General features: G+C 64.2%; 25 protein-coding genes. 10 read left to right on the forward strand and 15 right to left on the reverse strand.

All coding sequences use genetic code 11. The features are described from left to right. Positions 1 to 89: 89 nt before the first annotated feature. Positions 90 to 806, forward strand: coding sequence for a glutathione S-transferase family protein (locus ACTJKX_RS16505; RefSeq protein WP_440725907.1), 717 nt, complete (start codon positions 90 to 92; stop codon positions 804 to 806). A 111-nt stretch (positions 807 to 917) separates the two neighbouring features. Here the strand turns inward: ACTJKX_RS16505 and cobD are convergent, their stop codons facing one another. Then, positions 918 to 1,931 carry a threonine-phosphate decarboxylase CobD gene (gene cobD / locus ACTJKX_RS16510; RefSeq protein ID WP_394315511.1) on the reverse strand — a complete coding sequence of 338 codons (1,014 nt, stop codon included), beginning with the start codon at positions 1,929 to 1,931 and terminating at the stop codon, positions 918 to 920. A 79-nt stretch (positions 1,932 to 2,010) separates the two neighbouring features. Between cobD and ACTJKX_RS16515 the strand changes: the two genes are divergently transcribed. The 7 genes from ACTJKX_RS16515 (at position 2,011) to ACTJKX_RS16545 (ending at position 9,597) form a co-directional block, all read left to right on the forward strand. Then, the gene (locus ACTJKX_RS16515) at positions 2,011 to 3,234 is read left to right on the forward strand and encodes an acyl-CoA dehydrogenase (protein WP_440725908.1); all 1,224 of its coding nucleotides are present in this window, start codon (positions 2,011 to 2,013) and stop codon (positions 3,232 to 3,234) included. 294 nt (positions 3,235 to 3,528) lie between these two features. Next, complete coding sequence (locus tag ACTJKX_RS16520) at positions 3,529 to 4,860, forward strand: 8-oxoguanine deaminase (protein ID WP_440725909.1); 1,332 nt, start codon at positions 3,529 to 3,531, stop codon at positions 4,858 to 4,860. A gap of 95 nt (positions 4,861 to 4,955) precedes the next feature. Continuing rightward, the gene (locus tag ACTJKX_RS16525) at positions 4,956 to 5,573 is read left to right on the forward strand and encodes an REP-associated tyrosine transposase (RefSeq protein WP_149253613.1); all 618 of its coding nucleotides are present in this window, start codon (positions 4,956 to 4,958) and stop codon (positions 5,571 to 5,573) included. 136 nt (positions 5,574 to 5,709) lie between these two features. Beyond that, complete coding sequence (locus tag ACTJKX_RS16530; RefSeq protein WP_440725910.1) at positions 5,710 to 6,519, forward strand: M15 family metallopeptidase; 810 nt, start codon at positions 5,710 to 5,712, stop codon at positions 6,517 to 6,519. Then, positions 6,513 to 7,307 carry an alpha/beta fold hydrolase gene (locus ACTJKX_RS16535; RefSeq protein WP_440725911.1) on the forward strand — a complete coding sequence of 265 codons (795 nt, stop codon included), beginning with the start codon at positions 6,513 to 6,515 and terminating at the stop codon, positions 7,305 to 7,307. The genes ACTJKX_RS16530 and ACTJKX_RS16535 overlap by 7 nt, the downstream gene beginning before the upstream one ends. Then, positions 7,307 to 8,929, forward strand: a complete 1,623-nt coding sequence (locus tag ACTJKX_RS16540; protein WP_440725912.1) for a Mur ligase family protein — start codon at positions 7,307 to 7,309, stop codon at positions 8,927 to 8,929. The genes ACTJKX_RS16535 and ACTJKX_RS16540 overlap by 1 nt, the downstream gene beginning before the upstream one ends. Before the next feature lie 2 nt (positions 8,930 to 8,931). After that, positions 8,932 to 9,597 carry a class I SAM-dependent methyltransferase gene (locus ACTJKX_RS16545; RefSeq protein WP_440725913.1) on the forward strand — a complete coding sequence of 222 codons (666 nt, stop codon included), beginning with the start codon at positions 8,932 to 8,934 and terminating at the stop codon, positions 9,595 to 9,597. A gap of 15 nt (positions 9,598 to 9,612) precedes the next feature. Here the strand turns inward: ACTJKX_RS16545 and ACTJKX_RS16550 are convergent, their stop codons facing one another. The 14 genes from ACTJKX_RS16550 to ACTJKX_RS16615 all read right to left on the reverse strand — a co-directional run bounded on the left by ACTJKX_RS16550 (position 9,613) and on the right by ACTJKX_RS16615 (position 22,884). Next, on the reverse strand, positions 9,613 to 9,795 hold the full coding sequence (locus ACTJKX_RS16550; RefSeq protein ID WP_440725914.1) for a type II toxin-antitoxin system RelE/ParE family toxin: 183 nt from the start codon (positions 9,793 to 9,795) through the stop codon (positions 9,613 to 9,615). Between the two features lie 113 nt (positions 9,796 to 9,908). After that, on the reverse strand, positions 9,909 to 10,178 hold the full coding sequence (locus tag ACTJKX_RS16555) for a type II toxin-antitoxin system ParD family antitoxin (protein WP_440725915.1): 270 nt from the start codon (positions 10,176 to 10,178) through the stop codon (positions 9,909 to 9,911). 105 nt (positions 10,179 to 10,283) lie between these two features. Continuing rightward, positions 10,284 to 11,147 (reverse strand): hypothetical protein, encoded by an 864-nt coding sequence (locus ACTJKX_RS16560; RefSeq protein WP_440725916.1) that lies wholly within the window; start codon positions 11,145 to 11,147, stop codon positions 10,284 to 10,286. A 137-nt stretch (positions 11,148 to 11,284) separates the two neighbouring features. Then, positions 11,285 to 12,283: an Lnb N-terminal periplasmic domain-containing protein gene (locus ACTJKX_RS16565; RefSeq protein ID WP_440725917.1), complete on the reverse strand. Its 999-nt coding sequence runs from the start codon at positions 12,281 to 12,283 to the stop codon at positions 11,285 to 11,287. A 10-nt stretch (positions 12,284 to 12,293) separates the two neighbouring features. Further along, positions 12,294 to 13,148 carry a TrmH family RNA methyltransferase gene (locus ACTJKX_RS16570; RefSeq protein WP_394315522.1) on the reverse strand — a complete coding sequence of 285 codons (855 nt, stop codon included), beginning with the start codon at positions 13,146 to 13,148 and terminating at the stop codon, positions 12,294 to 12,296. 190 nt (positions 13,149 to 13,338) lie between these two features. Beyond that, entirely contained in the window at positions 13,339 to 14,253 is a 915-nt protein-coding gene (locus ACTJKX_RS16575; RefSeq protein WP_440725918.1) for a class I SAM-dependent methyltransferase, read from the reverse strand. Between the two features lie 134 nt (positions 14,254 to 14,387). Continuing rightward, positions 14,388 to 15,200: a class I SAM-dependent methyltransferase gene (locus tag ACTJKX_RS16580; protein ID WP_394315009.1), complete on the reverse strand. Its 813-nt coding sequence runs from the start codon at positions 15,198 to 15,200 to the stop codon at positions 14,388 to 14,390. Between the two features lie 84 nt (positions 15,201 to 15,284). Next, on the reverse strand, positions 15,285 to 16,658 hold the full coding sequence (locus ACTJKX_RS16585; protein WP_440725919.1) for an FAD-dependent oxidoreductase: 1,374 nt from the start codon (positions 16,656 to 16,658) through the stop codon (positions 15,285 to 15,287). A gap of 130 nt (positions 16,659 to 16,788) precedes the next feature. Then, positions 16,789 to 17,412, reverse strand: coding sequence for a PadR family transcriptional regulator (locus ACTJKX_RS16590; RefSeq protein WP_440725920.1), 624 nt, complete (start codon positions 17,410 to 17,412; stop codon positions 16,789 to 16,791). 138 nt (positions 17,413 to 17,550) lie between these two features. Next, the gene (locus ACTJKX_RS16595) at positions 17,551 to 18,951 is read right to left on the reverse strand and encodes a L,D-transpeptidase family protein (RefSeq protein WP_394315006.1); all 1,401 of its coding nucleotides are present in this window, start codon (positions 18,949 to 18,951) and stop codon (positions 17,551 to 17,553) included. A gap of 347 nt (positions 18,952 to 19,298) precedes the next feature. Further along, positions 19,299 to 19,727, reverse strand: a complete 429-nt coding sequence (locus ACTJKX_RS16600; protein WP_311944270.1) for an invasion associated locus B family protein — start codon at positions 19,725 to 19,727, stop codon at positions 19,299 to 19,301. Between the two features lie 166 nt (positions 19,728 to 19,893). Continuing rightward, on the reverse strand, positions 19,894 to 20,481 hold the full coding sequence (locus ACTJKX_RS16605; protein ID WP_440725921.1) for an ACP phosphodiesterase: 588 nt from the start codon (positions 20,479 to 20,481) through the stop codon (positions 19,894 to 19,896). A 371-nt stretch (positions 20,482 to 20,852) separates the two neighbouring features. Further along, a complete protein-coding gene (locus ACTJKX_RS16610) occupies positions 20,853 to 21,941 on the reverse strand; it encodes an alcohol dehydrogenase catalytic domain-containing protein (RefSeq protein ID WP_440725922.1) in 1,089 nt (362 codons plus the stop codon). A gap of 61 nt (positions 21,942 to 22,002) precedes the next feature. Then, a complete protein-coding gene (locus ACTJKX_RS16615) occupies positions 22,003 to 22,884 on the reverse strand; it encodes an AraC family transcriptional regulator (RefSeq protein WP_311944266.1) in 882 nt (293 codons plus the stop codon). A gap of 326 nt (positions 22,885 to 23,210) precedes the next feature. Between ACTJKX_RS16615 and ACTJKX_RS16620 the strand changes: the two genes are divergently transcribed. Both ACTJKX_RS16620 and ACTJKX_RS16625 read left to right on the forward strand, forming a co-directional pair. Next, positions 23,211 to 23,645 (forward strand): c-type cytochrome, encoded by a 435-nt coding sequence (locus ACTJKX_RS16620; RefSeq protein WP_311944265.1) that lies wholly within the window; start codon positions 23,211 to 23,213, stop codon positions 23,643 to 23,645. A 294-nt stretch (positions 23,646 to 23,939) separates the two neighbouring features. Then, positions 23,940 to 24,866 carry a c-type cytochrome gene (locus ACTJKX_RS16625; protein ID WP_440725923.1) on the forward strand — a complete coding sequence of 309 codons (927 nt, stop codon included), beginning with the start codon at positions 23,940 to 23,942 and terminating at the stop codon, positions 24,864 to 24,866. Positions 24,867 to 25,072 lie beyond the last annotated feature (206 nt).

The following is a 25,072-nucleotide window of genomic DNA, read 5'->3' on the forward strand; positions in this document are numbered from 1 at the left end:
GGTATGGACTTTAGATCCATAATTGGCAGTCTAGAGTATCAAAGTCCATGCATGCATATAGTCATCATCACCAAACAGGAGATATGACTATGGAACCGATCATCTTCGCCGGCTACCCCGCGGGCAGTTCCCTCGGCCTCGTCGCCGCCTTCGAATGGCTCGGCAAGCCCTATCGCGCCACCCGGGTGCACATGCCCGACGCCATGCTGACCGAGGCCTATAGCCGGGTGAACGGTCGCCAGGAAACGCCGGTGCTGATCCGCGAGGACGGCAGCGTGCTGACCGAGACCATGGCGATCGCCCGCTGGCTCGAACTGCGCGACGATGAGCATCGCATCAGCTTTGCTGCGGGCAGCGCCGAGGCGCATCGCATGCACCAGTTCATCGGCTTCCTGAACACAGGCTTCACTGGTGCCTTCACCCCGCTCTGGGTCGCTTTGGAAATGCAGGATGGCCGCGAGGACTACAAGCAGGCGTTGCGCCGTTTCGGCCGCGACCTTGTCGCCCGCCGCCATCATCAGCTCGAGGCGATGATCGGCTCCTCGCCCTACCTCGTCGGCGACAGGCCGAGCCTTGCCGATGCGGTCTTCGTCGGCGTCGCCCGTTGGGCCGAGTTCCACCAGGCGCTCGATCTCACGCCTTTCCCGAAGATCCAGGCGCTCAAGGCAAGGCTCGAGGCCGATCCGGCGGTGCGCTTCGCCCATGCCATCGAGGACGGCGTCCCCGCCACCGGCAGCGGTGCCCTGCGCGGCCTGTTGCCGCTGGACGAGGTGTTGGGCGGGGTAGCAGCGCCGCTGGCGGCATAATCTTCCTGGGATCGCCGGCTTCCAGCCGGCTCTTAGACCAGTCGGCTCCTGGAAACATCGCGCCGACCGGAAGGAAGAGCCGGCTGGAAGCCGGCGGTCCCAGGGAACACCTCACATCGCGCGGGTGCCGTTCTTGTGGTAGCGGGCGAGCACGGCGCGCAGACGCGCTTCGGCGTCCGCATGGGGCGGCAGGCCGAAGCGCAGCCAGCGCGGATTGGCGGAAAAGCGCCGCACCCAGATGCCGGCCTGGCCGAGTTGGCGGAACAGGGCAGGGGCGTGCGCAGTCTGCAGCAGGCGATAGAGATCGGTACCGCCGATCACCGCGCCGGCCTTGGCCAGCTCCTCGTCGAGATTCTGGCGCGCCGTGCGCAGCGAGGTGCGCGTGCCGTTCTGCCAGAGGATATCGGCGAGTGCGGCGCGGCCGATGGCGATGGCCTCGCCCGAAACCGCCCAGGCTCCCATCGCCTGGCGCAGCTTGCCGGTCAGCGAAGGCTCGGCCAGTACGAAGCCGAGCCGAATGCCGGCCAGGCCGAAGAATTTGCCGAAGGAGCGCAGCATGACCAGGCCCTGCGTGCCGGCCATGGGGGCCAGGCTCACCTGCGGCATCACATCCGCGAAGGCCTCGTCGACGATGAGGGCGCCGCCCCGGGCATATTTCTCGGCGGCGAGCGCCAGCAATTCCTCGCGGCCGAAAAAATTGCCGTCGGGATTGTTCGGATTGACCAGGACGGCGATCTCGGAGCCGGCCAGTTCCTCGAAACGGCGAGCCTCCCGTACGTGATGGCCGCCCAGCGCCCAACTGCGGGCATGTTCGGCGTAGGTCGGGCTCAGCACGCTCACCGTGCCGGCGGCGAATAGATGCGGCAGCCACTGGATGGCGGCCTGCGTGCCCGGCGTCGCAACGACGCAGGCATCGAAGGGCACACCGTAGCATTGCGCCGCCACCGCCTCCAATTCGCGGGCTTCGTCGGGGGAGGGCAGCGCGGCCCAGGATTCAGCCGGAATCGCCGGGATCGGATAGGGCCAGGGATTGATGCCGGTGGAAAGATCGATCCAGGGCCCGGAGGCCTGCGGGAAGAGGCGACGTGCCTCGCCGAGATTGCCGCCATGCTCCACTGCGCTCATTCGCCTGCCACTCTTGTCTTGACGCCTGAAACCGGCGCGACCAATGTCGCGCCAAATTTATTCATTGGAGGGTATGGCCATGGTGGACGCTGCGATCAAGCTTCATGACGCCGGCGAAGCGATCAAAAAGGCTGGTGAAGCCTTCGACTGGTCGGATCCGCTCGATCTCGAATCACTGTTGACGGAAGAAGAGCGGCTGGTCCGCGACACCGCCCGCGACTACGCGCAGGACAGGCTGATGCCGCGCGTGCTCAAGGCCTATCGCGACGAGGATTTCGATCGCGCCATCATGTCGGAGATGGGCGAGCTCGGCCTGCTCGGCGCCACGATTCCGGAAGCCTATGGCGGCGCCGGCCTCGGCCATGTCGCCTATGGCCTCGTCGCCCGCGAAGTGGAGCGGGTTGATTCGGGCTATCGCTCGGCCATGTCGGTGCAGTCCTCGCTGGTGATGCACCCGATCCATGCCTATGGCAGCGAGGAGCAGCGCAAGAAGTACCTGCCCAAGCTTGCCAGCGGCGAACTCGTCGGCTGTTTCGGCCTCACCGAGCCGGATGCCGGCTCCGATCCGGGCTCGATGAAGACCCGCGCGGTCAAGGTCGCTGGCGGCTACCAGCTCAACGGCACCAAGATGTGGATCACCAATTCGCCGATCGCCGACATCGCTGTGGTCTGGGCCAAGCTGGACGACGTGATCCGCGGTTTCATCGTCGAGCGCGGCACCAAGGGTTTCTCCACGCCCAAGATCGAGGGCAAGCTTTCGCTGCGCGCTTCGATCACCGGCGAGATCGTGCTCGACGGCGCCGTGGTGCCGGAAGAAAACCTGCTGCCCAACGCCAAGGGCCTGTCCGGGCCGTTCGGCTGCCTCAACAAGGCGCGCTACGGCATTGCCTGGGGCGCCATGGGCGCCGCCGAATTCTGCTGGCACCGTGCCCGCCAGTACACGCTGGATCGCAAGCAGTTCGGCCGGCCGCTGGCGGCGACGCAGCTCGTGCAGAAGAAGCTCGCCGACATGCAGACCGAGATCGCGCTCGGCCTGCTCGGCGCGCTGCAACTCGGGCGCCTGCTCGATGCCCATACCGCCGCGCCGCCGGCGATCAGCCTGATGAAGCGCAACAATTGCGGCAAGGCACTCGACATTGCCCGCGTCGCCCGCGACATGCATGGCGGCAACGGCATCGCCGACGAGTTCCACGTGCTGCGCGTGGCGCAGAACCTGGAGACGGTGAACACCTATGAGGGCACGCATGACGTGCACGCCCTTATCCTCGGCCGCGCCCAGACCGGTATCCAGGCCTTCTTCTGAGGTGTGCCGTTTAGCGTTCTTAAATGTCTGATTTATACAGAAAAGAACGCAATCCTTGTCATGCCCGGGCTTGACCCGGGCATCCAGCGCAACGGCATGTGCTGGATTGCCGGGTCGAGCCCGGCAATGACAAAGGTCGAGCTAGTTCGCCTGTTGATCTGCCACCCCTGTGGTGGCGATCGAAAGGTCGCACCCCGGTTTCCTGCGATACATCTTCCAATTTAATACAGCTTGGCCTCAGCTGCCGGGCGCGCTCTTATGCGCGCAATCAAGATCAGCTTCCGAGGAAAAATCATGCGCCTGTGGCTGAAGGACCCGCTCGCCATTCTCGCCGAGGGCGCCGAGCGCGGCATCGTCGTCGAGGGCAGCCGTATCGTCGAGCTGGTGCCGGCCGGGCGTGAACCGGTCACGCCGGTCGACAAGGTCTTCGATGCGTCCAGGCATGTCGTGCTGCCGGGCCTGGTCAACACCCACCATCATTTCTACCAGACGCTCACCCGCGCCCATCCGGACGCCTGCGACCAACCGTTGTTTCCCTGGCTGAAGACACTTTATCCGATCTGGTCGCGCCTCGATCCCGACAGCTTCCGCCTGTCCGTCCGCCTGGCACTGGTCGAACTCCTGATGTCCGGCTGTACCACGGCGGCCGACCATCACTATGTCTTTCCCAGAGGGCTGGAAAACGCCGTCGACATCGAGGTCGAGGAAGCCCGCAAGCTCGGCATCCGCATGACGGTGTCGCGCGGCTCGATGAACCTGTCGCAGAAGGATGGCGGTCTGCCGCCCGATTCGGTGGTGCAGGACGAGGACACCATCCTGGCCGATTGCGAACGGGTGGCGAGCGCCTATCACGACACCAGGCCGGGCGCGATGACGCGCATCGCCTTCTCGCCCTGCTCGCCCTTCTCGGTGACCAAGAGCCTGATGCGCAAGACGGCCGAACTGGCCGAGCGTTTCGACTGCCGCCTGCACACCCATCTGGCCGAAACCCATGACGAGGACGATTTCTGCCTCGCCACCTACAAGTGCCGGCCGATCGAACTGCTGGACGAAGTGGGCTGGATGAGCCCGCGCACCTGGCTCGCCCACGGCATTCATTTCAGCGCCGACGACTGCACCACACTCGGTCGCCACGGCGTCGGCGTCTGCCATTGCCCGACCTCCAACGCCGTGCTTGCCTCCGGTTTCTGCCATACCGGCCTGCTCGAAAAGGCCGGCGCGCCCGTCGGCCTCGGCGTCGATGGCTCGGCCTCCAACGATTCCTCCAACCTGATGGAAGGCGTGCGTCACGCTTTGATGATCAACCGCCTATCGCATGGGGCGGAGGCGGTGTCCTGGCGTGATTGCCTGCGCTGGGCCAGCGAAGGCTCGGCCCGGTGCCTGGGCCGTGACGACATCGGCGCTGTCAGGGTGGGGCTCGAAGCGGACCTGGCCCTCTATACGCTGGACGAATTGCGCTTTTCCGGCGCTCATCATCCCATCGCCGCTTTGGTCCATTGCGGTGCCCATCGCGCCGACCGCGTGATGGTGGCGGGCCAGTGGCGGGTCGAGGACGGCCTGCCCGTCGGCGTCGACCTCGGCGCGCTGCGACAGGCGCATGGCAAAGTGGCTGCGAAGTTTCTTTAGGTCTCCGGGTGCACGGGCATCTTGCCCGTTCTTTCCTGTCCTGCCAGCTTGACGGTGCAAGAATGGGCACGAAGCCCATGGACCCGGAGTGAAGCATGGAGGCGGAGCAAAACCGATCTCCTCTGAAACCGCGAGGCGAGTGGCATTCGCGCGGATTTCTCCCGCATTGGGAAGCTGGTGAAACCCCGCAGGCGCTCTTCTTCCGTCTGGCGGATTCCATGCCTCACCATATCCGCGAACGATGGGCGGAGGAATTGCAAACCCGGCCCGAAGCGATTCCGCCGGGCGAACGCAGAAGGCGCCTGGAAACCGTTCTGGATGCCGGCTTCGGCGAAGCCTTTCTGTGCCATGCCGCCATCGGCCCCATCATTGAGACCGCCCTGCTTCATTACGATGGCGATCGTTACAGGTTGCATGCCTGGTGCGTGATGCCGAACCATGTCCATGCTCTGATCACGCCGCTCAGCGGCCATGCGCTTTCGGCCATCGTGCACGGCTGGAAGTCCTACACCGCCAAGCAGATCAACAGGATCTTGGAGCGCACGGGCAAGGTGTGGTTTGAGGAATATTTCGATCGTAGGATCCGCAACGAGAAGCATTTCGAGGATTCCCGCCACTATATCGAGCAGAATCCGGTGAAGGCGGCACTTTGCGCGGAGCCGGCGCAATGGCGCTATTCGAGCGCTTCTTTTTCTGAACGCGCTCGGTGCTGAACGAGTGTCCTGCGCGCTCTGGTTTGGGGCTGCCGATCCTCGACCTGGGAAATCATAAGGGTTCAACTTTCTCCTTGAACCATTGAGCCTGTGGGATAGGAAGGGACGGGCAAGATGCCCGTGCACCCGGATTGCCATGCCCGATCTCCACGCTCGCCTGCACCTCCGTCCCGACCCGAATGGCACGCCCGTCGAGTACCGGTGGATCCCCTTCGACCGTGCCGATCCGCGCTGGAACGAACCGCTGGTCGACATGGCGGCGGAGGGGCTGCTCACCGAAGCCTGGTATGCCCGCACCGATGGCGGCAACGCGCCCTATTTCATGCCGATCGCCGGCGCGGTGAAGACGGTGGCGGCCCGCGCCAGTGTGGCACGCCTGGTGCGCGAGGCCGATGCTGCCGTCTCCGGCCTGGGGCTGCGGCTCAAGGTGCTCGATGCCTACAGGCCGATCGAGACCCAGGCCGGCCTGTGGACCTTCTTCGAAAGGCAGGTGGCGATCGAGCGTCCGGAGCTTTCCGCGGCCGAGCAGGAAGCGATCGTCCGCACCTTCGTCTCCGACCCGCGCCGCTTCAATCGCGAGGACGAGACCACCTGGCCGATCCATTCGACGGGCGGCTCCGTCGACGTCGTGCTGGTGGATGCGGCCAGTGGCGCCGTGCTCGATCATGGCGCCGCCTTCGACGAGGGCCACGAGCGCTCCTACACCGATCACTATGAGCGCCTGCTGCAGCACGGCGAAATCGCCGCCGACGATGCCCGCCTGGTCAATCGCCGCATTCTGGTCAACGCCATGGTTAACGTGGGCTTTACCAACTACGCGTACGAATTCTGGCACTTCGATTGGGGAACGCAGGCCCATATCCTGACCCTGCAGGATGAAGGCCAGGCCGGCGCCCCCCAAGCTGCGTGGTATGGAACCACGGACCTGCCGGAAGGACTATGCTGATCCAATCGACTTTCTCCGCCAAGGGTGCCCCGCATGCCATCGTCTCGCTGGGCAAGCCGCTCGAAGCCGGGGCTCCGCATGTCATCTGGGCCCATGGCTGGGGCCAGGATCATCGCGCCTTCCAGGCCCTGGCGGTCTCCCTGGAACGGGCGGCCCATCACACGCTGATCGACTTTCCCGGCTTCGGCCAGAGCCCGGTGCCGCCTGAGACAGGCCATGGCGGCATCTGGGATACGGCTGACTACGCCGATGCCGTCGCCGAATGGCTTGGAACCCTGCCGCGCGGCAAACGCATCTGGGTGGGGCATTCCTTCGGCGGGCGCGTCGGCCTCCGGCTGGCGGCCCGTCATCCCGATGTCCTCGACGGCATGGTGCTGGTCGGCTCCCACGGCCTCAAACCCATCCGCAGCCTGATGACCCGGCTGAAGATCTTCTTGCGCGTGCGTACCTTCAAGGCCCTCAAGCTTCTCGAAAGGCTCGGTGTCGACGTCTCGGCCCGCAAGGCCAGGTATGGCTCTGCCGATTATCGCAATGCCGGCGGCATGCGCCCTGTTTTCGTCAAGGTGATCGGCGAGGACCAGAGCGAAGCCATCAAGGCCATCCGCATTCCCGTCCGCATCATCTGCGGCGCGCTCGACGACCAGGCCCCGCCGGAGATGAGCGAACGCATGGGCCGGCTCATCCCGGGCGCCAGCGTCAGCATCCTGCCGGGCCTCGACCATTACACCGTTCTGTCCGATGGCGGCCCCCAGATCGCCCATACGGTTGCCAAGCTGCTGGAGGCTTGATGCTGGAAACACTGGCCCCCGTGCTGAATTCGGCTCATCTCGCCGCCGCTCTGGTGTTGGTGGCCTTCGTCCCTTTCGCCTGGAAGCGCTTCCTGACCTATCTGCATATCTTCCAGCAGGAGGAATATGACGGCCGGCGCTTCCTGCACTGGCTCTTCTACAACGTGGTTGTCGATACCAAGGCGAGCCTTGCCATCGTCCTCCTCTCGGTGATGGCCAAGCTCTACCCCTCGCCGGTGCTGGTGCTCGCGCTGTTCATCGCCGTGATCCTGCTGGTGGTGGCACGGCGGGAGCGCGATCCGCGCCAGACGGGCAAGAAGAAGCTGGCGATGACGCAGCGCGCCACCCGTATCCTGCGCGTCGCCTTCGCCCTGGTCCTGGTGATCGGCCTCGTCGGGGTCGGCTTCGGCGTGGCACCGGTCTGGGTCGTGCTGTTGATCCAGCTGATCCCCTTCGCCCTGGTCGCGGCGGTAATGATCCTGCAGCCCGGCGAGAACCGCATCCAGCAGGGCTTCTGGAACGAGGCGCATGAGAAACTCAAGCGCCTGTCGCCGGTCATCGTCGGCGTCACCGGCTCCTATGGCAAGACCTCGACCAAGCACATCCTCGGCCACCTCCTGGAAAGCGCCGGCTCGGCGCTGATCACGCCCGGCTCGGTCAACACGCCGATGGGCATTGCCCGCATCGTGCGCGAACGCCTGGAGCCCTATCACCGCCATTTCGTGGTGGAGATGGGCGCCTACGGACCAGGCTCGATCGAGCGCCTCTGCCGCCTCGCCCCGCCCGACATCGCGGTGGTGACGGCTGTCGGTGCGGCCCATTACGAGCGCTTCAAGTCGCTCGATACCGTGGCCAAGACCAAGTTCGAATTGCCGACGGCGGCGATCGCGCGGGGCGGCAAGGCGATCATCAACGATGCCGTGCTCGCCTTCAAGGATGCCCGCGACTTCACCGATGCGCACCGCTCCTCGATGGTGCTGGTCGGCAATGGCGAGGGCAGCGAGGCTCGCATCAACGCCGTCACCCAGGAAAAGGACGGGCTCAAGGTCTCGCTGACCTATCTCGGCAAGGACTACCAGCTCTCCGCCCCGCTCTACGGCCTGCATCACGGCAGCAACATGGCGATCGCCTTCGTCACGGCGCTCGCCATGGACATCGACGCCGAGACGGCCGAAATCGCCATGCGTTCGACGCCGCAGATCAGCCATCGCCTCGAGGTGAAACGCCAGGCGGACGGCACGGTCATCGTCGACGATGCCTATAATTCCAATCCGGCGGGCTTCGCCTCGGCCCTGGAGATCCTGCCCTTGCTGGTCTCGGGGGAGGGGCGGCGCATCCTGGTGACGCCGGGCATGGTCGAACTTGGCGCTGCCCATGCCGAGGAGCATCGCAAGATCGGCACTAAGGCCGGTGAGACGGTCGACATATTGCTGGCCGTGGCGCCCGATCGCATCCGCGACCTCATCGACGTCTACAAGGCGGCGAAACCCGATGGCCAGGTGGTGGAATGTGCCAGCTTCGCTGCGGCGCAGGCCTGGATGGGCACCAATCTGAAGGCCGGGGACGTGGTGCTGCTCGAAAATGACCTGCCCGACCTCTATGAGCGCCAGTTGCGGCTGTGATCATGGCTCGTGAAGGCACGATCCGGGACAGAAGAAGCTTCATCACCGCCAATACGCGCCCGCTGCCGGTGCCGCATGCGCCGGAAATCAGCCTCTATCTTGCGGACGAGGTCACGCCGCTCTGGCTGAAGACCGAGGAGGAGCTCGGCGAAATGGGGCTGCCGCCGCCCTTCTGGGCCTTCGCCTGGGCCGGCGGCCAGGCCCTGGCGCGCTATATCCTCGACCATCCCGACCATGTGGCCGGCCGCCGCGTCCTCGACTTCGCCTCGGGCTCGGGCCTGGTGGCGATCGCGGCGATGAAGGCGGGAGCGACGCACGCCCTTGCCGCCGACATCGACGAATTCGCCGTCGAGGCCATCCAGCTCAACGCCGAACTCAATGGCGTGGCGATCGAGCCCTGCAGCGAGAATGTGCTCGGCCGCTTCGATCCGCCGGTCGACGTCGTCCTGGCGGGTGACATCTTCTACGACCGCGAGATCTCGGCCGAAGTCCTGGGCTGGCTCAAGGGCTGGCGCGAACGCGGCGCCACAATCCTGGTGGGCGATCCTGGCCGGACCTATCTGCCCAAGGACGAACTCAGCCTGCTGGCGACCTATCAGGTGCCGGTTTCGCGTGACCTGGAGGATCTGGAGATCAAGAAGACCAGCGTGTGGACGCTGAAGGCGTGAGCCGCCTGGATGTGGCTAGTCATCGGGAAACAATATCCTTTCGTAGTCCCGAGCTCCGTGGAGTACGTGCAAGATTTCCACATTGCTGACAGTGAGACGACAGAAAATCAGATAGTTGCCGTAAGGGCGGCGGCGAATACCCGCCTTTTCCCTGTTTGGTATGAGCGGATAAGCCTTCGGCATCGTGCCGAGCTGCAAGCATCGCTCATAAAGTTAGCCCAAGAAGCTGTCAGCTCGGGTCGGATTGTCATCGGCAATGGTTCGCCCGATCGCCAGCATGTCGTTCCAGGCCTGTTCGGTAGCGACGACCTTCATTTGGTGGAATTGGCAGCGGGAAGGTTCAACTTTTTGCGCAATTTCCGGAAGGCCTCATCCAGCGGCATGGTTCGCCCCGCTTCGGCATCTGCGATACCGCGCGCCAGGGCAGTGTCCAGCGCCTTCAGCTTCTCCTCATGATCCCGCTGCTTAAGGTAGCTCTCGCGGATCAGTGAGCGGACATATTCGCTGCTGGAGGCGAACGCCCCTCGGCGCACTTCTTCGCGGACGAACTGTTCAAGCTCGTCCGTCAATGTCAGCGTCATCTGTCCAGCCGGTTTCATCGGGGATCCTCGCTTGAAGGAAGTTGCAGTGTATCACACTGCTTTTCACTTCATCAACGCCAGCGAGAAAGGCTGAAATACGCGCGATCATCGCAGCTTTGCCAGCATCACCGGGGTCTTGTAGTCATTCCCGGGTACGCCTTTCAGGAAGGCGAGCGCATCCGTGATGCCTTTGAGGGAAGGCCTGTCCTTTTCCACGGGCGATAGAGGCGCGACCAACTTTGTCCAATTCCGGATCGCGTCCAGATGGTCGAACCGGATACGCTCGCCGAGATTGGCCACGGATGGATAATCTTTGACGTATCTGGGATCCCGAGGCTTGCCGCTGCATTTGAAACCATCGGCGCGCATGCCGTTGGCATCGCATTTTTCCTCATATTCGTCGGGCAGGCCGATCATATGCACGAATTCGTGGATAGCGGGGCGCTGCTTGTAGGATTTGTTGTCCGCCTGCCGGGTGATGGGACCGAGGTCGTTGCTGAAAAGCGTCGTCCGGCCGACGATGTTGCCATGAGCATGCTCGACATTGCTGGTATAGAATTGGCCCTTGGGGACTTTGACGACGTCTATCGTCCAGTGATCCCCCGGCTCCCAGCTATACAATCCCGATCCGAAATGGAATTCGAGGCCGACGATGCGGCCACTCGATGTCGTGGTCAGGGATTTCATATTGAATTTGTTCTGAATGTCGGCTTGCCACCGCGTCGCGAAACCGACCATTTCCTGCTGGCTGGTCCAGGTCTCGCTCTTGCCGGCAACAAAGCGAAAATACAGCTTCATGAAGCAGATCGTACGCGGGCCACCCAGCGTCTCGACAAAATAGATGTCGTAGAGGGGGCCTTTGACACCGACGGCCCACATCTGGCCATAGGTAGCGAGGCTGGCAGGAAGGGCGGTATTCGAAACGGCCTTGACCTGGTCGGCGAAGATCCCGGGCACCACTGTCGGCATGCGGCTCTTTCCATTCGGCTATCGGCCCTTTCGAGCCGGCAGGCAACGTTAGGTAACCCAACATACTATGCCTGATGGTCGTGCCGATATTCTCTCCGGTGCCCCGGGTCATCGCCCGCCCGAGGCTCAAGGTGCCGTCAAGGCCCGGGGACGCCGACCCGGATGAGGGCGGAAAAATCGGGGCTGTCGCCGGCGGCCTTGGCGCGCGTCTCGATCTGGCCGCGCTGGCGCAGCTCGCTGAGCGGCACTTGATGGCTCAGGGCGCCGATGTCGTAGAGATAGTCGGGCAGATAGCCGCTGACGAGCACGCGCCAGTCGACAGGCAGGTCGGGATCGAGTTTCTGGGCGAGATGGAAGGGTACCGTGGTGCAATTGGTGGTCGCCGTGTTGTAAAAGCGCGGCTTGGCGGCGAGATCGTTGGCTTCCGAGAGGAGATAGAGGAACAGCTCCTTGGCCTGGGGCGGGCTGGTGCGCAGCCGGAAGAGCTGAACATCCTCGCCCCTGACATTGGAACGCACGCGAATGACGTCGCGCTCGTCGGCGGCGATCACCACGAGTTCGTTCTGCTTGAAGAAGCCGGATATCGCCGAATACACCTCGTTTTTCTGGCGTCTCACCTCCACGGAAAAGGCGAGGTGGCGCCCGTCGGCGAAGCCGAAGCTCAGTATGGTATGGGCGATGGCCGGGCCGGACCAATAGGAGGCGAACAGGTCGACGCTGGTGATGGTGTCGAGATCGTAGCTGCGGTCGTCCCAGTGCTCGGTAAAATCGTTGTCGGAGCGCCAGTCGAAATCGCGCACATTGGTGAGCCGGGCGGTGGAGCCCTCCACGGTGGCGGTGAACTGGCGCGCCACGTCATCAGCCCAATCACCCTTGCCGGTCGGCTGGATGGTGGACCACCAGATCAGCAAGCCGGCAAAGGCGGCGACGAAGGGCAGGAGCAGCCGCCAGCGCGCCGCGATCACGGCGGCCAGGGCGAGGAAGGCAAGGACGATCCATAGAGCGGGGAGGGCATAGCGGCCAAACTCCCCGAGTGGCAGGCGATACCACAGCGCCAGCGTGCCCCACAGCGCGGCGAGCGCCGCCGCCAGGACCAGCAGGAGGCGGCCGGCGATGCTGAGCAGCCTGGCGGTCATCGGCGCTTTCTCATCCCAGCTTCAGCTGCCCGCGCGCGATCTCGAACAGCATCACGCCGGTCGCCACCGCCAGATTGAGCGAATCGGCCTGGCCGCGCATCGGGATCTTGACGAGATGGCTGCAGGCTGCCGCCAGATCGTCGGGCAGGCCCTGCTGCTCGTTGCCCATCAGGAGGAGGCAGGGCCGGCCGGCATAGGCGACGTCGCGATAGTCATGCGTGCCGGACAGATGGGTGCCGATGACGAGGCCGTCGAAGCCCTTGCGCCAGGCGAGGAAGGCCTGCGGCGTCGCTGTCGCCAGGCGGACATTGAAGATCGAGCCCATGGTGGCCCTGACGGCCTCGATGCCGAAGGGATCGGTGGTGTCGCCGATCAGCACGATGCCCTCGGCGCCGACCGCATCGGCGGTACGGATGATGGTGCCGAGATTGCCGGGATCGCGCACCCGGTCGAGCCCGATCCAGATCTGATCGCGCGCGATCTTGACGCTGTCGACTTTTTCCAGGCGCTGCTCGAAGACGCCGATCACCGTCTGCGGATTGTCGCGGCGCGACAGCTTTTCCAGGATCTCGCCGGTAACCTCCAATACCTCTCCGCCGGCCTGACGGGTGGCGCGTACGGCGCGGGCCAGCATCGGTTTGTCCTCGCCAGAGCGGTGCACCAGGATGCGGATCGGCCAGCCGGCCTCGATGGCGTCGGCCACCAGCTTCAACCCTTCGGCGATGAACAGGCCGGCCTCCTGGCGGACCTTGCGCATCTCGAGCGCACGGATGTCCTTGATCAGGGGATTGGTCAGGCTGGTCACGACGCGGGAGACGGGCGCGACCGGCGCTGCGGGGCGCGGGCGTTGAAAGCGGGGCTTCATGCCAGCGTCCTTTCGAAGGGGGCCGTCATCCCCGGCCGGGCCACTCGCGAGCGCAGCGAGAGAGGGAGAGGGAGAGGGGAAGGGGATCCAGGGGCCGTGCACATTCCTTTTGGCCCCTGGATCCCCTTCCCTCGGCCTGCGGCCTCGCCGGGGATGACAGTCCGCTGCGAATTGGTAGGAGCTTTCGGCCTCATGCGGCGCTCCAGCGCGAATAGAGCGAGGTCGAGAGCAGGCGCCCCGAACCCTCCTCGGACACCACGAGTTCGCCGGAGGTGATGTCGCCGCCGAGTTCGCCGAACACCTCGCGGGTGAGTTCGTGCACGGCCACGAAGGAAGCGCGGATGGCATAGGCGGTGACGATCACGAAGGCCGGCTTGTCGGTGAGCACGGCCCGGCAGAGGTCCAGCATCTTGGGCAGGTCGCGGAAGAGGTCCCACACCTCGCCGCCGGGGCCGCGGCCATATTTGGGCGGATCGAGTAGCACGATGTCGTATTGCGAGCCGCGGCGCTGCTCGCGTGCGGTGAACTTCATGGCGTCGTCGACAATCCAGCGGATCGGGGCATCGGCGAGGCCCGCCAGGGCCTGGTTCTCGCGCGCGAAGCCGATCGATTTCTTGGAGGCGTCGACATGGGTGACCTGGGCGCCGTGCTTGGCCGCGAGCAGGGAGGCGACCCCGGTATAGCCGAACAGATTGAGCACCCGGGCCGGGCGGTTCAGGGCCTGGAGAGCCTCGATCATGTAGTCCCAATGCGGCGCCTGCTCGGGAAAGAAGCCGAGATGGCGGAAGGGCGTGAAGCGGCCGTGGAAGGCGACGCCGCGATAGGAGACGGGGAAGGTCTCGACCGGCCTGCCGGCGAATTTCCAGCGCCCGTCCGATCCCTCATCCTCGGCATTCATGCCCAGGAAGACGGCATCGGCCTTGTCCCAGGCCTCGGGCTTCAGGCGCAGGCCCATGGCCTGCGGCTCGGGACGGTCGACGAGGAGCTTGCCGAAGCGTTCGAGCTTGCGGCCTTCGCCGCAATCGACCAGGCGATAATCGGCGAAGCCGGGTGTCACCAGCAATTGCGGCAGAGTCTGGATAACGGAATGTCGTAGGTCGGGCATGCGCGGACCAAACAGGAGTTTTTCGCGCGCGGCAAGTGCGTTCTTGCCGGCCCATGGGACCTAGTCCCCATGCAGTTTACTTCAGTGGCGGTAAGTTTGCGCACGTTTTTCATTGTAAGCGAACTACATGGAAACTAGACCGCTGCCACGACGATGTGCGCCTGAATCTTGGCGGCAACCTCGTCATGGCCGTGCCGGGCTGCAATCGCGGCTGCCGCATGATCGGTTGCCGCGTCGAGCGTTCCTGCCGCCCTGGCCTCGATTTCGGTGCGAAGCAGGGTTCCGTGGCAATAGGCAAGGGCCGGCAGTCGCGGTGAGGAGGCACGGCTTTGCTCGGCCCTCGTCTCGATCAGCACGCGGGCGAAGCCGGCCCCCTCCAGATCGCTGCGGATCAGTCCGGTATCGTGATAGCCATGCGGTGTGCGCGCCAGGAAGCGCGGCGGATCGTCCGGGAAGATCTCCGCCAGGGCCTTCGTCACCTCATCGGCAAAGACATTTTCCTCGATCCGATCCCAGACGTTGAACAGGAAATGGCCGCCGGGTCTGAGCAGCCGCCTTGCTTCGCGATAGGCGGCCGGCCGGTCGGGAAAGAACATCGCGCCGAACTGGCAGCAGACGAGATCGAAGGCCGCATCGTCGAAAGGCAGGGCCAGGGCATCGGCCTGGCGCCAGGTGATGCGGCTGTCGGGAGCCTGCCGCGAAGCGGCGTAGTCGAGCATCGGCTGGTTGAGGTCGGTGACGACATAGTGGGCGTCGGGAGACAGTTTTGGCGCGAGTTCGCGGGTGACGACCCCCGTGCCCGCGGCGATTTCCAGGACCGAAATGGGCGATAGGGACGCGGCCCGTCGCGCCAGGTCCGCGGCAAACGCCTCGAAAATCAGCGGCACCATATAGCGGTCGTAGTTTTCCGGAATGGAGCCCGTGAACAGCTTGTCCGCTTCCAACATGGCGATCACCCACCGTCGGTTCGGTTGCGCCAGCTTAGCATGAATGGCGTGTTCCTGCCTGTTTTCGACCGAGCGCCTTGGGCGTCAGGCCGGTCCCTCCGCCTTGCGCTCGCCGCCGCGCAGGGCCTCCAGCGAGCGCAGCATCTTTCGCTTCAGCGGCGGCGTGACGTTGACGAGGCGCATGGCGGTGCGCTGGCAAGCCAGCAAGACACGCCCGATCACCGGCCTGTGGATCGCCGTGCGGCCGTCCATCTGCCGGCGCGACCGTTCGACCGCCTCGGCACTGTATCGACGCATCTCGGCCTCATAGGCACCGATCGCCGCCACCAGGCCCGAGCGTCCCTCCTGAACCGCCTGAAGATGCCGGGTTAGCAGCGCGGCATCGCGTAGCGCCGTATTGGCGCCGACCCCGCGTCCCGGGGTCATGGTGTGGATGGCATCACCCAGCAAGGTGACATTGGAAGGCGCCCAGGGTTCGATGGGCACCGAGGTGCGGATGACAACCGGAAACACCGAATTCGGATCGGAAGCGGCCAACAGCTTGCGCCAGTCCGGATGCCATGTTGCGGTGAGGCGCCGGCTCAGAGCCAGCAGGGCTTCCCCGTTCATCGTGCGCAGGTCTTCGGGAAACTTGTCGGCGGCCGCCCAGATGCCCCAGCTGATATAGTCGCGGCTGTTGTCGAAGCGCAGGCCGGGCCATTGGGCGATCAGGTCGGCATCCGTCGCGCCGATGCCGTGCTTGGGGGCACCAGCCTCGTCCCAGGGAAACTCCATGACATGGAGAATGCCGCCGAAACCCCTTGGGGCCAGGATCAGCGTTACGCCGCGGTGAATCTTGGGGGTGAGAAGTGCCAGGGTCTCGGGGGTGGCCGGCACCTTTCCTCCGATCGAGCGGATCAGCGTGTCGTCCATGCCGGCTTGCGGCAGATATTGCCGGCGGATGCGCGAGTTGGAGCCGTCGGCCGCGACCAGCACGTCGGCGACCGCGCTCGAACCATCCTCGAAGAAGGCCTCGACCTTGCCGTCCGCCCGCTGCTCGTAGCGGGAAAACACCTTGTCGAAATGGGTGACGTCTTCCAGCCCCGTCAGCAGGACCTGGCGGAGCGTCATGCGGCTGACGGAACGTTCGCCATGGCGAGGATCCCTGGGCGGGCTGGGCTTCAGGCTCAGCAATTCGCCGTAGTGCTCGCTGAGCATGTTGAACCATTGCGGGGAGATGGCACAGGTCGCCAGAAAGGTCTCGTACAACGCCGGCGGCAGGTTGGCGTCGAGCGCGCGGCAGCCATCGGGGTCGATGCCGACCCGGAAGCCCTGCAGCCCGTCCTTGCGGGTGCGGTCGCGTTCGAACACGTTGACGGCGATGCCGGCCCGCTTGAGGCCATGGGCAAGGCAGAGGCCACCGGTGCCGGCTCCGACGATGATGACGCTCAGATTTCGCTTCTCGGGGACATTGGGCATGGTTCCTCCTTTCCCGCGCGGGGCGCCCCAGCGGGTGGCTGGCGGTCGATGAAGGCCGCGCGACATCCGCCTCGAAAGAGGCTGGCCGCGGTTTTCCTTGGGATTATGGGTGGAGCGCCGGGGAGCGGGCTTATCCGGGGCGGGGCGGCTGTTCGCCCTCGAACTGTGCGGCGGCCTTTTCGAGTTCCTCGATCGACCAGGCAAGTCGGCCCGAGTGGAGATCGGCGACGACCCCCTCGATCCAGTTCCGCTCGGCGCTCACGATGGCCAGCATATACTGGCTTTCCAGCAGCACGACGCGTGGCAGCACGGTGAGATAGTTCTCCAGCTCCGCTGCAAGCTCGAATTCACGCCTGCGCAAGGCGGTCAGCCTGGTTTCGAGCAGCGGGACAACTTCCTCCGGCGAAAGCAGGGGGAGGAAGGACATGGCGACCGGGAATTCCGGGAATTCGTTATGAGGTTCGGCCAGCATGGTGCGCAGCCAATCGACGGCAACCGTGCGCCCGAGAGGGGTTGCTTCATAAATGGTCCGCTCCGGCCGCCCCTCGCTCTTCTCGGTGCTGCCGGGGGCGATCAGGCCTTCGCGTTCGAGCCGCTCGATGGTCTGATAGAGCGAGCCGCGCTGGCGGATATTGATGACCTCCTCCTTGCCGCGCGATTTCAGCAATTGCTGCATGCGATAGGGATGCATGGGCGCTTCGATCAGAAGCGCGAGCACGGCGAGGGCAAGCGGCGAGCGTTTGAAATTTGCCATAGTCATATTATTACTAGATTTGGCAAGGTTAGTCAATTTATAACTATGTGAACATCCAAGAAAGTGGCCTGAAATGCGCAACGCCCCGGCATTGGGGCCGGGGCGTCGAGCAGAAGGGCGGCGGGGCGCCGCGTGCGATCAGTTGGCCGGCAGGCTGACCGAGACGGGAATGGTCTTGATCGTTACCGTCCTGCTGGCAGGCGCCTTCACGGTCACGGCCTTGACGCTCGCAGGCTTGACGGTGGCCGGTTTGCCCGGGGCGACAGGCATGGAGAAGGACGCTGGCTTGGAGGCGGAAATCGGTTTGGCTGCGGCGGGCTTGGACGCCGCCGGCTTTGCCGTCTTGGGCGGTGCAACCGGCACCGAGCCGGTACGGTCCACCGGGGTGGGCTGGGCACTGGCGTCCTTGGCCACGAGCTGATCGGCCGGCGTGTCGAAATTGTAGACGTCCGGGCGGAACTGCACGCTGCCGTCGGGGCCGCCCCAGCCCGTCAGGTAGACCCAGGCGACGGGAATCGGCTTGGCCGGCTTGATGGTCTTGGGTTCGCCGGAATCGATCTGGTCCTGGATTGCCTGACCGCTCCAGTCGGAACCTTCCATGATCCAGGCAGCGAGATCCTGTGCGCCGGCGACGCGGATGCAGCCCGAGGACTGGAAGCGAACATCGTTGCGGAAGAGCTCGCGGTGTGAGGTGTCGTGCATGTAGACGGCATCGGAGTTGGGCATGTCGATGCGCAGGAAGCCGAGCGAGTTCCACACCCCGGGATCCTGCTTGGCGAGGAAATCGGAAGCGCGCGCCTTGCTCCAGTCCACGGTGGTCGGATCGATCTCCTGGCGGCCGCGATAGAGCCTGAGATGGTTGGCCTTCAGATAGCCCGGGTCCTTCTGAAGCTTGGGCATGATGTCGGCCTTGAAGATCGACTGCGGCGCGTTCCAGTAGGGCAGGATGTTGACGGCGATGACCCTGGTCTGCAGCGTCGGCGAGGCGCGGTCGGGCCGGCCGACCACGGTGGTGTAGGTGCGCGCCACCACGCCATTGTCGACCGCCTCCAGGGCGGCGGCGGGAATGTTGGAGACGATGTAGCGTTCGCCGAACTTGAACTTGAGGGCGGCCAGGCGGTTGGCGGAGGCGTCGAGCTCGCGCAGCCGCTGCTCCACCGGCACGTTGAGTGCCAGCATGGTGAGGCGGCCGACCGAGCCGGTCTCGCTCAGGCCGTGCCGGGCCTGGAAGTGCTTGAGCGCATCCTGCGTGGCCTGGTCGAACTCGCTGCTGGGCGGCAGGGACGGATCGAGGTCGCGGGTGGCGGTGAGCCGGTCGCGCAGGGCCTTGGCGAACTTGCCCTTGGCGCCGATCCTCAGGCCGGCAGCGGCCGGCGGCAAGGCCTGCCAGCCGCCACTGTCGGCGATCTCCTCATAGGCGGAGATCGCCCGCAAGGTCAGTTCATAGGTGCGCGGGGAATAGTTGGGTTCCTCGTTGGCGAAAGCCGGGATGGTGAAGGCGACGACGAGGGCGGAAGTCAGGGCGCTCAGGCGGCGCAATGTGGCGCCGGACCAGGAAGAAGGGCAGGGGGACGATGTCTCCCGGTCTTGAAACGAATACGAAAGCCAGGAGGAGGTCATGAAATCACTCAAACGCAACTGGAGACACTTTCAGGCCCGCAGACTAGCGCGAGGATAGTGAATCTTTCCTTACGGGAGGTCCCTGGCGCGTTAACGATGATCCGATGGCCGTCATTGCGGGCTCTGCCAATCCGCAGGATTGGCATGGCGAAGCAATCCAGGCTCTGCGCCATGGGAGAAACTGAATTGCTTCGCTGCGCTCGCAATGACGGCGCGCCATCGATGGGAGCGGCGAGCCGGGGGCATGACGCCGGTGATCGTCCCCGTCAGGGGCAGGCCTGGCGCAGGCGCGCCATCGCCTTGGTCACGCCGTCGAGCGAAAAGACGTAATGGGTCTTGTTGCCCCGGCCCGAGACCGCGTCGACGGTCATGGTGCGCTCCTGCTTCAGCGCGGTGAGGAATTCCGTCTCCCGCGTGCCCGTCCGCCGCAACCAGGCGCCATTGCCGGACGAGATCATGTGGAAGGGCTGGGCCCCCACACTGACCAGGATGTCGGCATTGCCGGCAAGGGCATAGCCGGTCTGCAGGCTTGCCTCGCTGCGGGCTTCCGTCTGCCTAGCGGCACGAATGAAGAAGGAAACATCGCCATGATTGAGCGATGCAGGCTCCTTGCTGATCGGGCTCGAATAGATGAAACAGTGGTTCCCAGAGTTGTCACTATAGGACCACGTGCTCCATTTGCCGAATACACCCAAAGATTTTGGTGATGATGCAAGTACACCTGTGGTCGAAAGAACGAAAATGACCAGCGCGAAAATCGATAGTTGAGTCATGTTTGCATGAATTCCTCGTTTCTTGCCCCCGCACGACAATGTTTGGGCACAGGTGTTAACGAGGAGCTAAGGTATCATTACAATTAGATTACTTTTGAGCGCTGCCATTCATGGCGGTTTCAGTCATGGCGACGAGATCGGGGAAGAAGGCGTCGAAATCGTCGAGAAATCCCTGCTGCTGGCGTTCCAGCGCAGCCTGGAGCCCGACGAATTCCACTGGCCGGCGCAGGCGCTTGCCGAGTTCGGTCATGGCGGTGCTGACGCCTGCGATGGTCTCGTAGTCGCCGAGCCATTGCGTGAGGGAATCGATGCGCCGATAGGCCTTGTCCGGCAAATCCTCGCGCAGCTCGGGCAAGGATGCCCGCACCTCGGCCAGGAAGAGCGGCAGGGGCTGTTCGTGATAGTGCTCCCAGCGCTGGATCAGGCAATGGTCGTAAACGACATCCACGATCACGCCAGAAAAGCGCCTGAAAGTCGGCCACAGGCGTTGCCGGCTGCGCCGCGTGAGGGGATGGGCATCGGTGAAGGCATCGATGCGCCGATGCAGCGCGATGCCGTCACGATAGCGGCCGTCGAACTGTTCGAGTTGCGGCAGTCGCAGCAGGTCCGGCAGGAGATTGCCGACCCGGAACGCCGCATCGGGCGGCGAGAGCAGGAGATGGGCGAGATAGTTCATGCGGATCCGGGGGCGAAACAGATGCCCGTTTGCGCAAGATATGAGGGCCGGCGCGCTGGGACGCAAGACGCGCCGGCCCTCGGGCAGGGTCCCCCTCTGCTTGGGAGAGAAGACGAGGGACGTTCCCTGCCTATGCTTTGACCTGTTGGACGGAAGATCGGAGCCGCCCGAGCAGGAAAACGCTGCTTGCGGGCGATAGGGTTGACTTGAGCCTTGTCGGGGTTGCACGATCTTTGTCATTGCCGGGCTTGACCCTGCAATCCAGCCTCGACCCCGGTTGTGCGGGCGGCTTCCGGATAGCCGGGTCAAGCCCGGCTATGACAATTCGGAGTGTTTTTCTCTCTCAGCGAGCCGCCTTCCTGCTTGGGGCCTTATTTGCGATAGCCCGGCGTCAGCAGCACCTTGATCGAGTCGGTGGAGTTGGCGAGCTTGAGGGCCTCGTCCCAGTCGGCAAGGTCATATTGATGGGTGACGATGCCCTTCGAGGTCACCAGCCCCCGCGTCAGCAGGTCGATGGCGATCGGGTAGCAATAGGGGCCGAGATGGGCGCCGCGGATGTCGAGCTCCTTGCGATCGCCGATGATCGACCAGTCCGCCGAGGTCTCCTTGCCGAAGACCGAGAATTCGACGAAGCGCCCGAGCTTGCGGATGATCTGCAGGCCCTGGGTAACGCCCGAGGGATGGCCGGTGGTCTCGATATAGACGTCGCAGCCATAACCGTCGGTGAGGGAGCGCACGACCTCGTCGACATCCTGCGTCTTGGGATTGATGGTGACGTCGGCCCCGAAGCCCCGGGCGAGTTCGAGCCGGTCTTCGATCAGATCGACCACTACCAGCTTCTTGGGCGTCTTCAGGCGGGCGACCTGCGTCATCAGCAGGCCGAGCGGGCCGGCGCCGGCGATCACCACCACGTCGGCAAGCTGGATGTCGCCGCGCTGCACCGTGTGGATGGCGCAGGACAAGGGCTCGATCACCGCGGCGTCGGCCAGCGGCATCTCCGCCGGGATCTTGTGCACACGGGCGGTGGAGGGGAACTTCATATATTCGCTCATGCCGCCATCGGCGACTTCGCGCTGGAAGCCGAAGATGTTGTGCACCTCGCACATCCAGTAGCTGCCCGAGCGGCAATAGCGGCAGCGGTCGCAGGGCACGATCTGCTCGGCGATCACCATGTCGCCGGCCTTCACGCCGAAATGCTCGGCCGCTCCTGCACCCAGTTCCTCGACATAGCCGAAGAATTCATGGCCGGGGATGACGGGCGGCTTCACATAGGGGTTCTTGCCGCCCCAGAACATGGCGGCGCCCGACCAGCATTTGCAGTCGCTGGCGCAGATGCCGCAGGCGCCGATCTTCACGACCAGCTCGTTCTGGCCGGCCACCGGACGGCCGACTTCCTCGACGCGGTAGTCCTCGGGGCCGTGGCAGACGATGGCCGTCATTCTCGAATTGCTGGCAGGCATGGCGTTCCTCTGGGCTGGGGTATCGATTGTTCGTGGTCGCGGTCTGCTGATGGAACCCCCGTCACGCCGCGAAATTGGCGGTGCGGTTTTCGTTGAACAGGGCGCGGAAGCGGCTCGGCGACATGCCCTTCTGCAGGGCGAAATGCCGGTTGAAATTCGACAGGTTGTTGAAGCCGATCCGGAAGCAGATGTCGGTCACAGGGCTCTTCTCGCTCATCAGCAGCTGGCAGGCCAGGTTGATGCGCATGCGGTTGACATAGTGCACGAAGGTCATGCCGGTGTGGCGCTTGAAGGCGCGCGAGAAGCCGCCCGGCGTCATCCCGGCAATGGCGGCGATCGCGCCTTCGCTCATATTGCCCTCGAGATGTTCCCCGACATAGGCGAGCGCTCGGTTCATGCCGCCGGACATATAGGCCGAGGGGTCGGGCAGATAGCCTGCGCTGGTGAGGTTCTTGCGGCCCCTGTCGGCGGTGAGCAGGCCGAGCAGCTGCACGAACAGGGCGATGCGCTCCGCCCCATGGGCATTGAGAAGCGCCGTCAGGACCTTGCGGGCAGTTTCGCCGGCCTCGGGCCGGAACAGGAGGCCGCGCCGGCTCTCGTCCAGCAGGGTGGCGACCGGCTCGAGCTCAGGGAACACGCCGATGCAGGATTCGATGAAGGTCTGGGTGAATTGCAGCACGATGCAGCGGCGCGGGATGGTGGTGCCCTCGGGAACGTCGCTGATCCAGTTGTGCGGCAGGTTGGGGCCCGTCATCACCAGATTGCCGGGCACGAAGTCGCCGATGAAATCGCCGACGAAGTAGTGCCCGTTGGTATCGGTGATCAGGTGAATCTCGTATTCGGGATGAAAATGCCAGCGAACCGTACGGAAGGGGTAGCCATGCGCCCAGACGATGAAGGATTCGCCGCTATGGATCTGCACCAGTTCGAGCTGTGGCTCCATCGCCTTCACCTCCCCTATCCCGGAGCTTGGCATCTTTCTTTTCGAGGCTTGCCCGGTATGAGGAAGCCTACTGCATGGCGGTGGCGCCAGCTACCAGCCATCGATGTGAAGACCGATACTTTTTTGATCGACGATGCCGGCCAACGGCCGAACACATGCCGGTCCGGCCCCGGCGATCAGGCGTGACGCGACCATGACATCCGCAAAGGTCAAGCGCAAAATCTGCCGTATGATTTGAAATAATTCAAAGCTACCCACTTGCGATTGAAACAAAAAAAAGGTGCTATTCGCCACCGCGTCGTTTTGCCCATGTGAGGGAGAACTGTATGAAACGTTTCGTTATTGCCGCCGCTCTGGTTGCTGTCGGCGCCGCTTCGGCTTTCGCCGGCCCGATCGAGGATCGTCAGGCCTTGATGAAGACCATGGCCAAGAACACCAAGGAACTGGCGGCGGTCGCCAAGGGCGAGACGCCGTTCGACGCGGCCAAGGTCAAGGCGTTGCTGCAGGTTTATATCGACGACTCGGCCAAGCTGCCCACGCTCTTCCCCGACGACAGCAAGACCGGCGGCACCGATCCGACCACCGCCGCGCCGAAGATCTGGGAGGACCAGGCTGGCTTCAAGACTGCAGCCGCCAAGCTCGGCACCGATGCAACCGCTGCTCTCGCCGCCGCCGACCAGGCCAGCTTCGCCAAGGCTTTCGGCACGGTTGCTTCCAATTGCAATGCCTGCCACGGCACCTACCGCATCAAGAAGAACTGAGGTTGGAGCAGACCTGTCGGGATGCTTCACCGAAAATTGATCTCAAGCTGACATTGCCGGGCTCGTCCCGGTAATGTCGTTTTGAGGCGTCTTCGCGGTGGCTGGCGGCTCCGCCACATCACACGACGCCTCGATGACCCGGGGACATGCCGCAACGGGACGGCCGGGTCAAAAGACGATAAGGGCCGGGAATCCTGCGGGCGGGTGCGGACCGGGAATAAAACCGGGGCGGCGGCTGTCGGGCGAGACAGGCCTGGACAATGGCGTTCAAGCCGGAAAAGGGGGCTTTCCCGGATGTCACTCAAGCGAATACTCGGTGGGTTGGTGGTGCTCGGCCTGATCGGGCTGGGCATATTCTGGTTCGTCACGCAACCCTCGCCCTTGCCGGCCTCCGTTCTCACGGCCGACTACAAGCCGAACCTTGCCAATGGCGAGACCATTTTCAACGTCGGTGGCTGCGTCTCCTGCCACAAGTCGCCCGGCCAGGAAGAGCGGCTTAAGCTCGGCGGTGGCCTGGCTCTGGGCTCACCCTTCGGCACCTTCTACGCCCCCAATATTTCCCCCGATGCCAAGCAGGGTATCGGCGCCTGGAGCGAATTGGAGTTCGTCAACGCCCTGCAGCGCGGCGTCGGGCGCGAGGGCGAGCATCTTTATCCGGCTCTTCCCTTCACCTCCTACGCCAAGCTGAAGCTGGAGGATGTGCGCGATCTCTATGCCTATATGAAGACGCTGCCGGCGGTCGATACCGTCGACAAGCCGCATGCGATCGGCTTTCCCTTCAACATCCGCCGGCTGCTCGGCGGCTGGAAGTTCCTGTTCTTCGACGACAAGCCCTTCAAGCCCGATCCGTCCAAAAGCGCCGAGTGGAATCGCGGCGCCTATCTGGTGCTCGGTCCGGGGCACTGTTCCGAATGTCACAGCCCGCGCAACGCCTTTGGCGGTATTGAAGCGGATAAACGCTTCTCGGGCGGGCCCGATCCGGAAGGCAAGGGCTGGGTGCCCAACATCACCCCCCATGCCGACGGCATCGGCAGCTGGACCGAGGCACAGATCGCGAGTTTCCTGAAGGATGGCTTCACGCCTGACTACGATTCGGCCGGTGGCAGCATGGCTGAGGTGATCCAGAATACGGGCCATCTCAGCGACGACGACCGCAAGGCGATGGCGGCCTTCCTGGTGACGCTGCCGGCGATCCCGGGCAAGGCGCCGAAGAAGCCCTAGAACATGGTTCCAAGAAGCTGCACGGCTTTTTGGATAGGATTATGCGTTGAAACAAAGGCTTGGAGCCTGGTCCGATCGATTGATCGGATCAGGCTCCAAGCAGGTTTTCCGGGGCGGGACGCTCCTGTCCCGGAGGAATCACGCAGAGCGCGTCAAAACAAAGAGTAAGAGCCAGGCGGCGTTTTTCATAAGCGCGCTTTGCTTCA

The organism is Labrys sp. 22185 (genome assembly GCF_052045555.1).
Classification (GTDB): domain Bacteria; phylum Pseudomonadota; class Alphaproteobacteria; order Rhizobiales; family Labraceae; genus Labrys; species Labrys neptuniae.

Bases quoted from the DNA above. Each gene is read 5' to 3' on its own strand.
- ACTJKX_RS16505 (WP_440725907.1), top strand. From the start codon at position 90: ATGGAACCGATCATCTTCGCCGGCTACCCCGCGGGCAGTTCCCTCGGC.
- cobD (WP_394315511.1), bottom strand. From the start codon at position 1,931: ATGAGCGCAGTGGAGCATGGCGGCAATCTCGGCGAGGCACGTCGCCTC.
- ACTJKX_RS16515 (WP_440725908.1), top strand. From the start codon at position 2,011: ATGGTGGACGCTGCGATCAAGCTTCATGACGCCGGCGAAGCGATCAAA.
- ACTJKX_RS16520 (WP_440725909.1), top strand. From the start codon at position 3,529: ATGCGCCTGTGGCTGAAGGACCCGCTCGCCATTCTCGCCGAGGGCGCC.
- ACTJKX_RS16525 (WP_149253613.1), top strand. From the start codon at position 4,956: ATGGAGGCGGAGCAAAACCGATCTCCTCTGAAACCGCGAGGCGAGTGG.
- ACTJKX_RS16530 (WP_440725910.1), top strand. From the start codon at position 5,710: ATGCCCGATCTCCACGCTCGCCTGCACCTCCGTCCCGACCCGAATGGC.
- ACTJKX_RS16535 (WP_440725911.1), top strand. From the start codon at position 6,513: ATGCTGATCCAATCGACTTTCTCCGCCAAGGGTGCCCCGCATGCCATC.
- ACTJKX_RS16540 (WP_440725912.1), top strand. From the start codon at position 7,307: ATGCTGGAAACACTGGCCCCCGTGCTGAATTCGGCTCATCTCGCCGCC.
- ACTJKX_RS16545 (WP_440725913.1), top strand. From the start codon at position 8,932: ATGGCTCGTGAAGGCACGATCCGGGACAGAAGAAGCTTCATCACCGCC.
- ACTJKX_RS16555 (WP_440725915.1), bottom strand. From the start codon at position 10,178: ATGACGCTGACATTGACGGACGAGCTTGAACAGTTCGTCCGCGAAGAA.
- ACTJKX_RS16560 (WP_440725916.1), bottom strand. From the start codon at position 11,147: ATGCCGACAGTGGTGCCCGGGATCTTCGCCGACCAGGTCAAGGCCGTT.
- ACTJKX_RS16565 (WP_440725917.1), bottom strand. From the start codon at position 12,283: ATGACCGCCAGGCTGCTCAGCATCGCCGGCCGCCTCCTGCTGGTCCTG.
- ACTJKX_RS16570 (WP_394315522.1), bottom strand. From the start codon at position 13,148: ATGAAGCCCCGCTTTCAACGCCCGCGCCCCGCAGCGCCGGTCGCGCCC.
- ACTJKX_RS16575 (WP_440725918.1), bottom strand. From the start codon at position 14,253: ATGCCCGACCTACGACATTCCGTTATCCAGACTCTGCCGCAATTGCTG.
- ACTJKX_RS16580 (WP_394315009.1), bottom strand. From the start codon at position 15,200: ATGTTGGAAGCGGACAAGCTGTTCACGGGCTCCATTCCGGAAAACTAC.
- ACTJKX_RS16585 (WP_440725919.1), bottom strand. From the start codon at position 16,658: ATGCCCAATGTCCCCGAGAAGCGAAATCTGAGCGTCATCATCGTCGGA.
- ACTJKX_RS16590 (WP_440725920.1), bottom strand. From the start codon at position 17,412: ATGGCAAATTTCAAACGCTCGCCGCTTGCCCTCGCCGTGCTCGCGCTT.
- ACTJKX_RS16605 (WP_440725921.1), bottom strand. From the start codon at position 20,481: ATGAACTATCTCGCCCATCTCCTGCTCTCGCCGCCCGATGCGGCGTTC.
- ACTJKX_RS16610 (WP_440725922.1), bottom strand. From the start codon at position 21,941: ATGCCTGCCAGCAATTCGAGAATGACGGCCATCGTCTGCCACGGCCCC.
- ACTJKX_RS16615 (WP_311944266.1), bottom strand. From the start codon at position 22,884: ATGGAGCCACAGCTCGAACTGGTGCAGATCCATAGCGGCGAATCCTTC.
- ACTJKX_RS16620 (WP_311944265.1), top strand. From the start codon at position 23,211: ATGAAACGTTTCGTTATTGCCGCCGCTCTGGTTGCTGTCGGCGCCGCT.
- ACTJKX_RS16625 (WP_440725923.1), top strand. From the start codon at position 23,940: ATGTCACTCAAGCGAATACTCGGTGGGTTGGTGGTGCTCGGCCTGATC.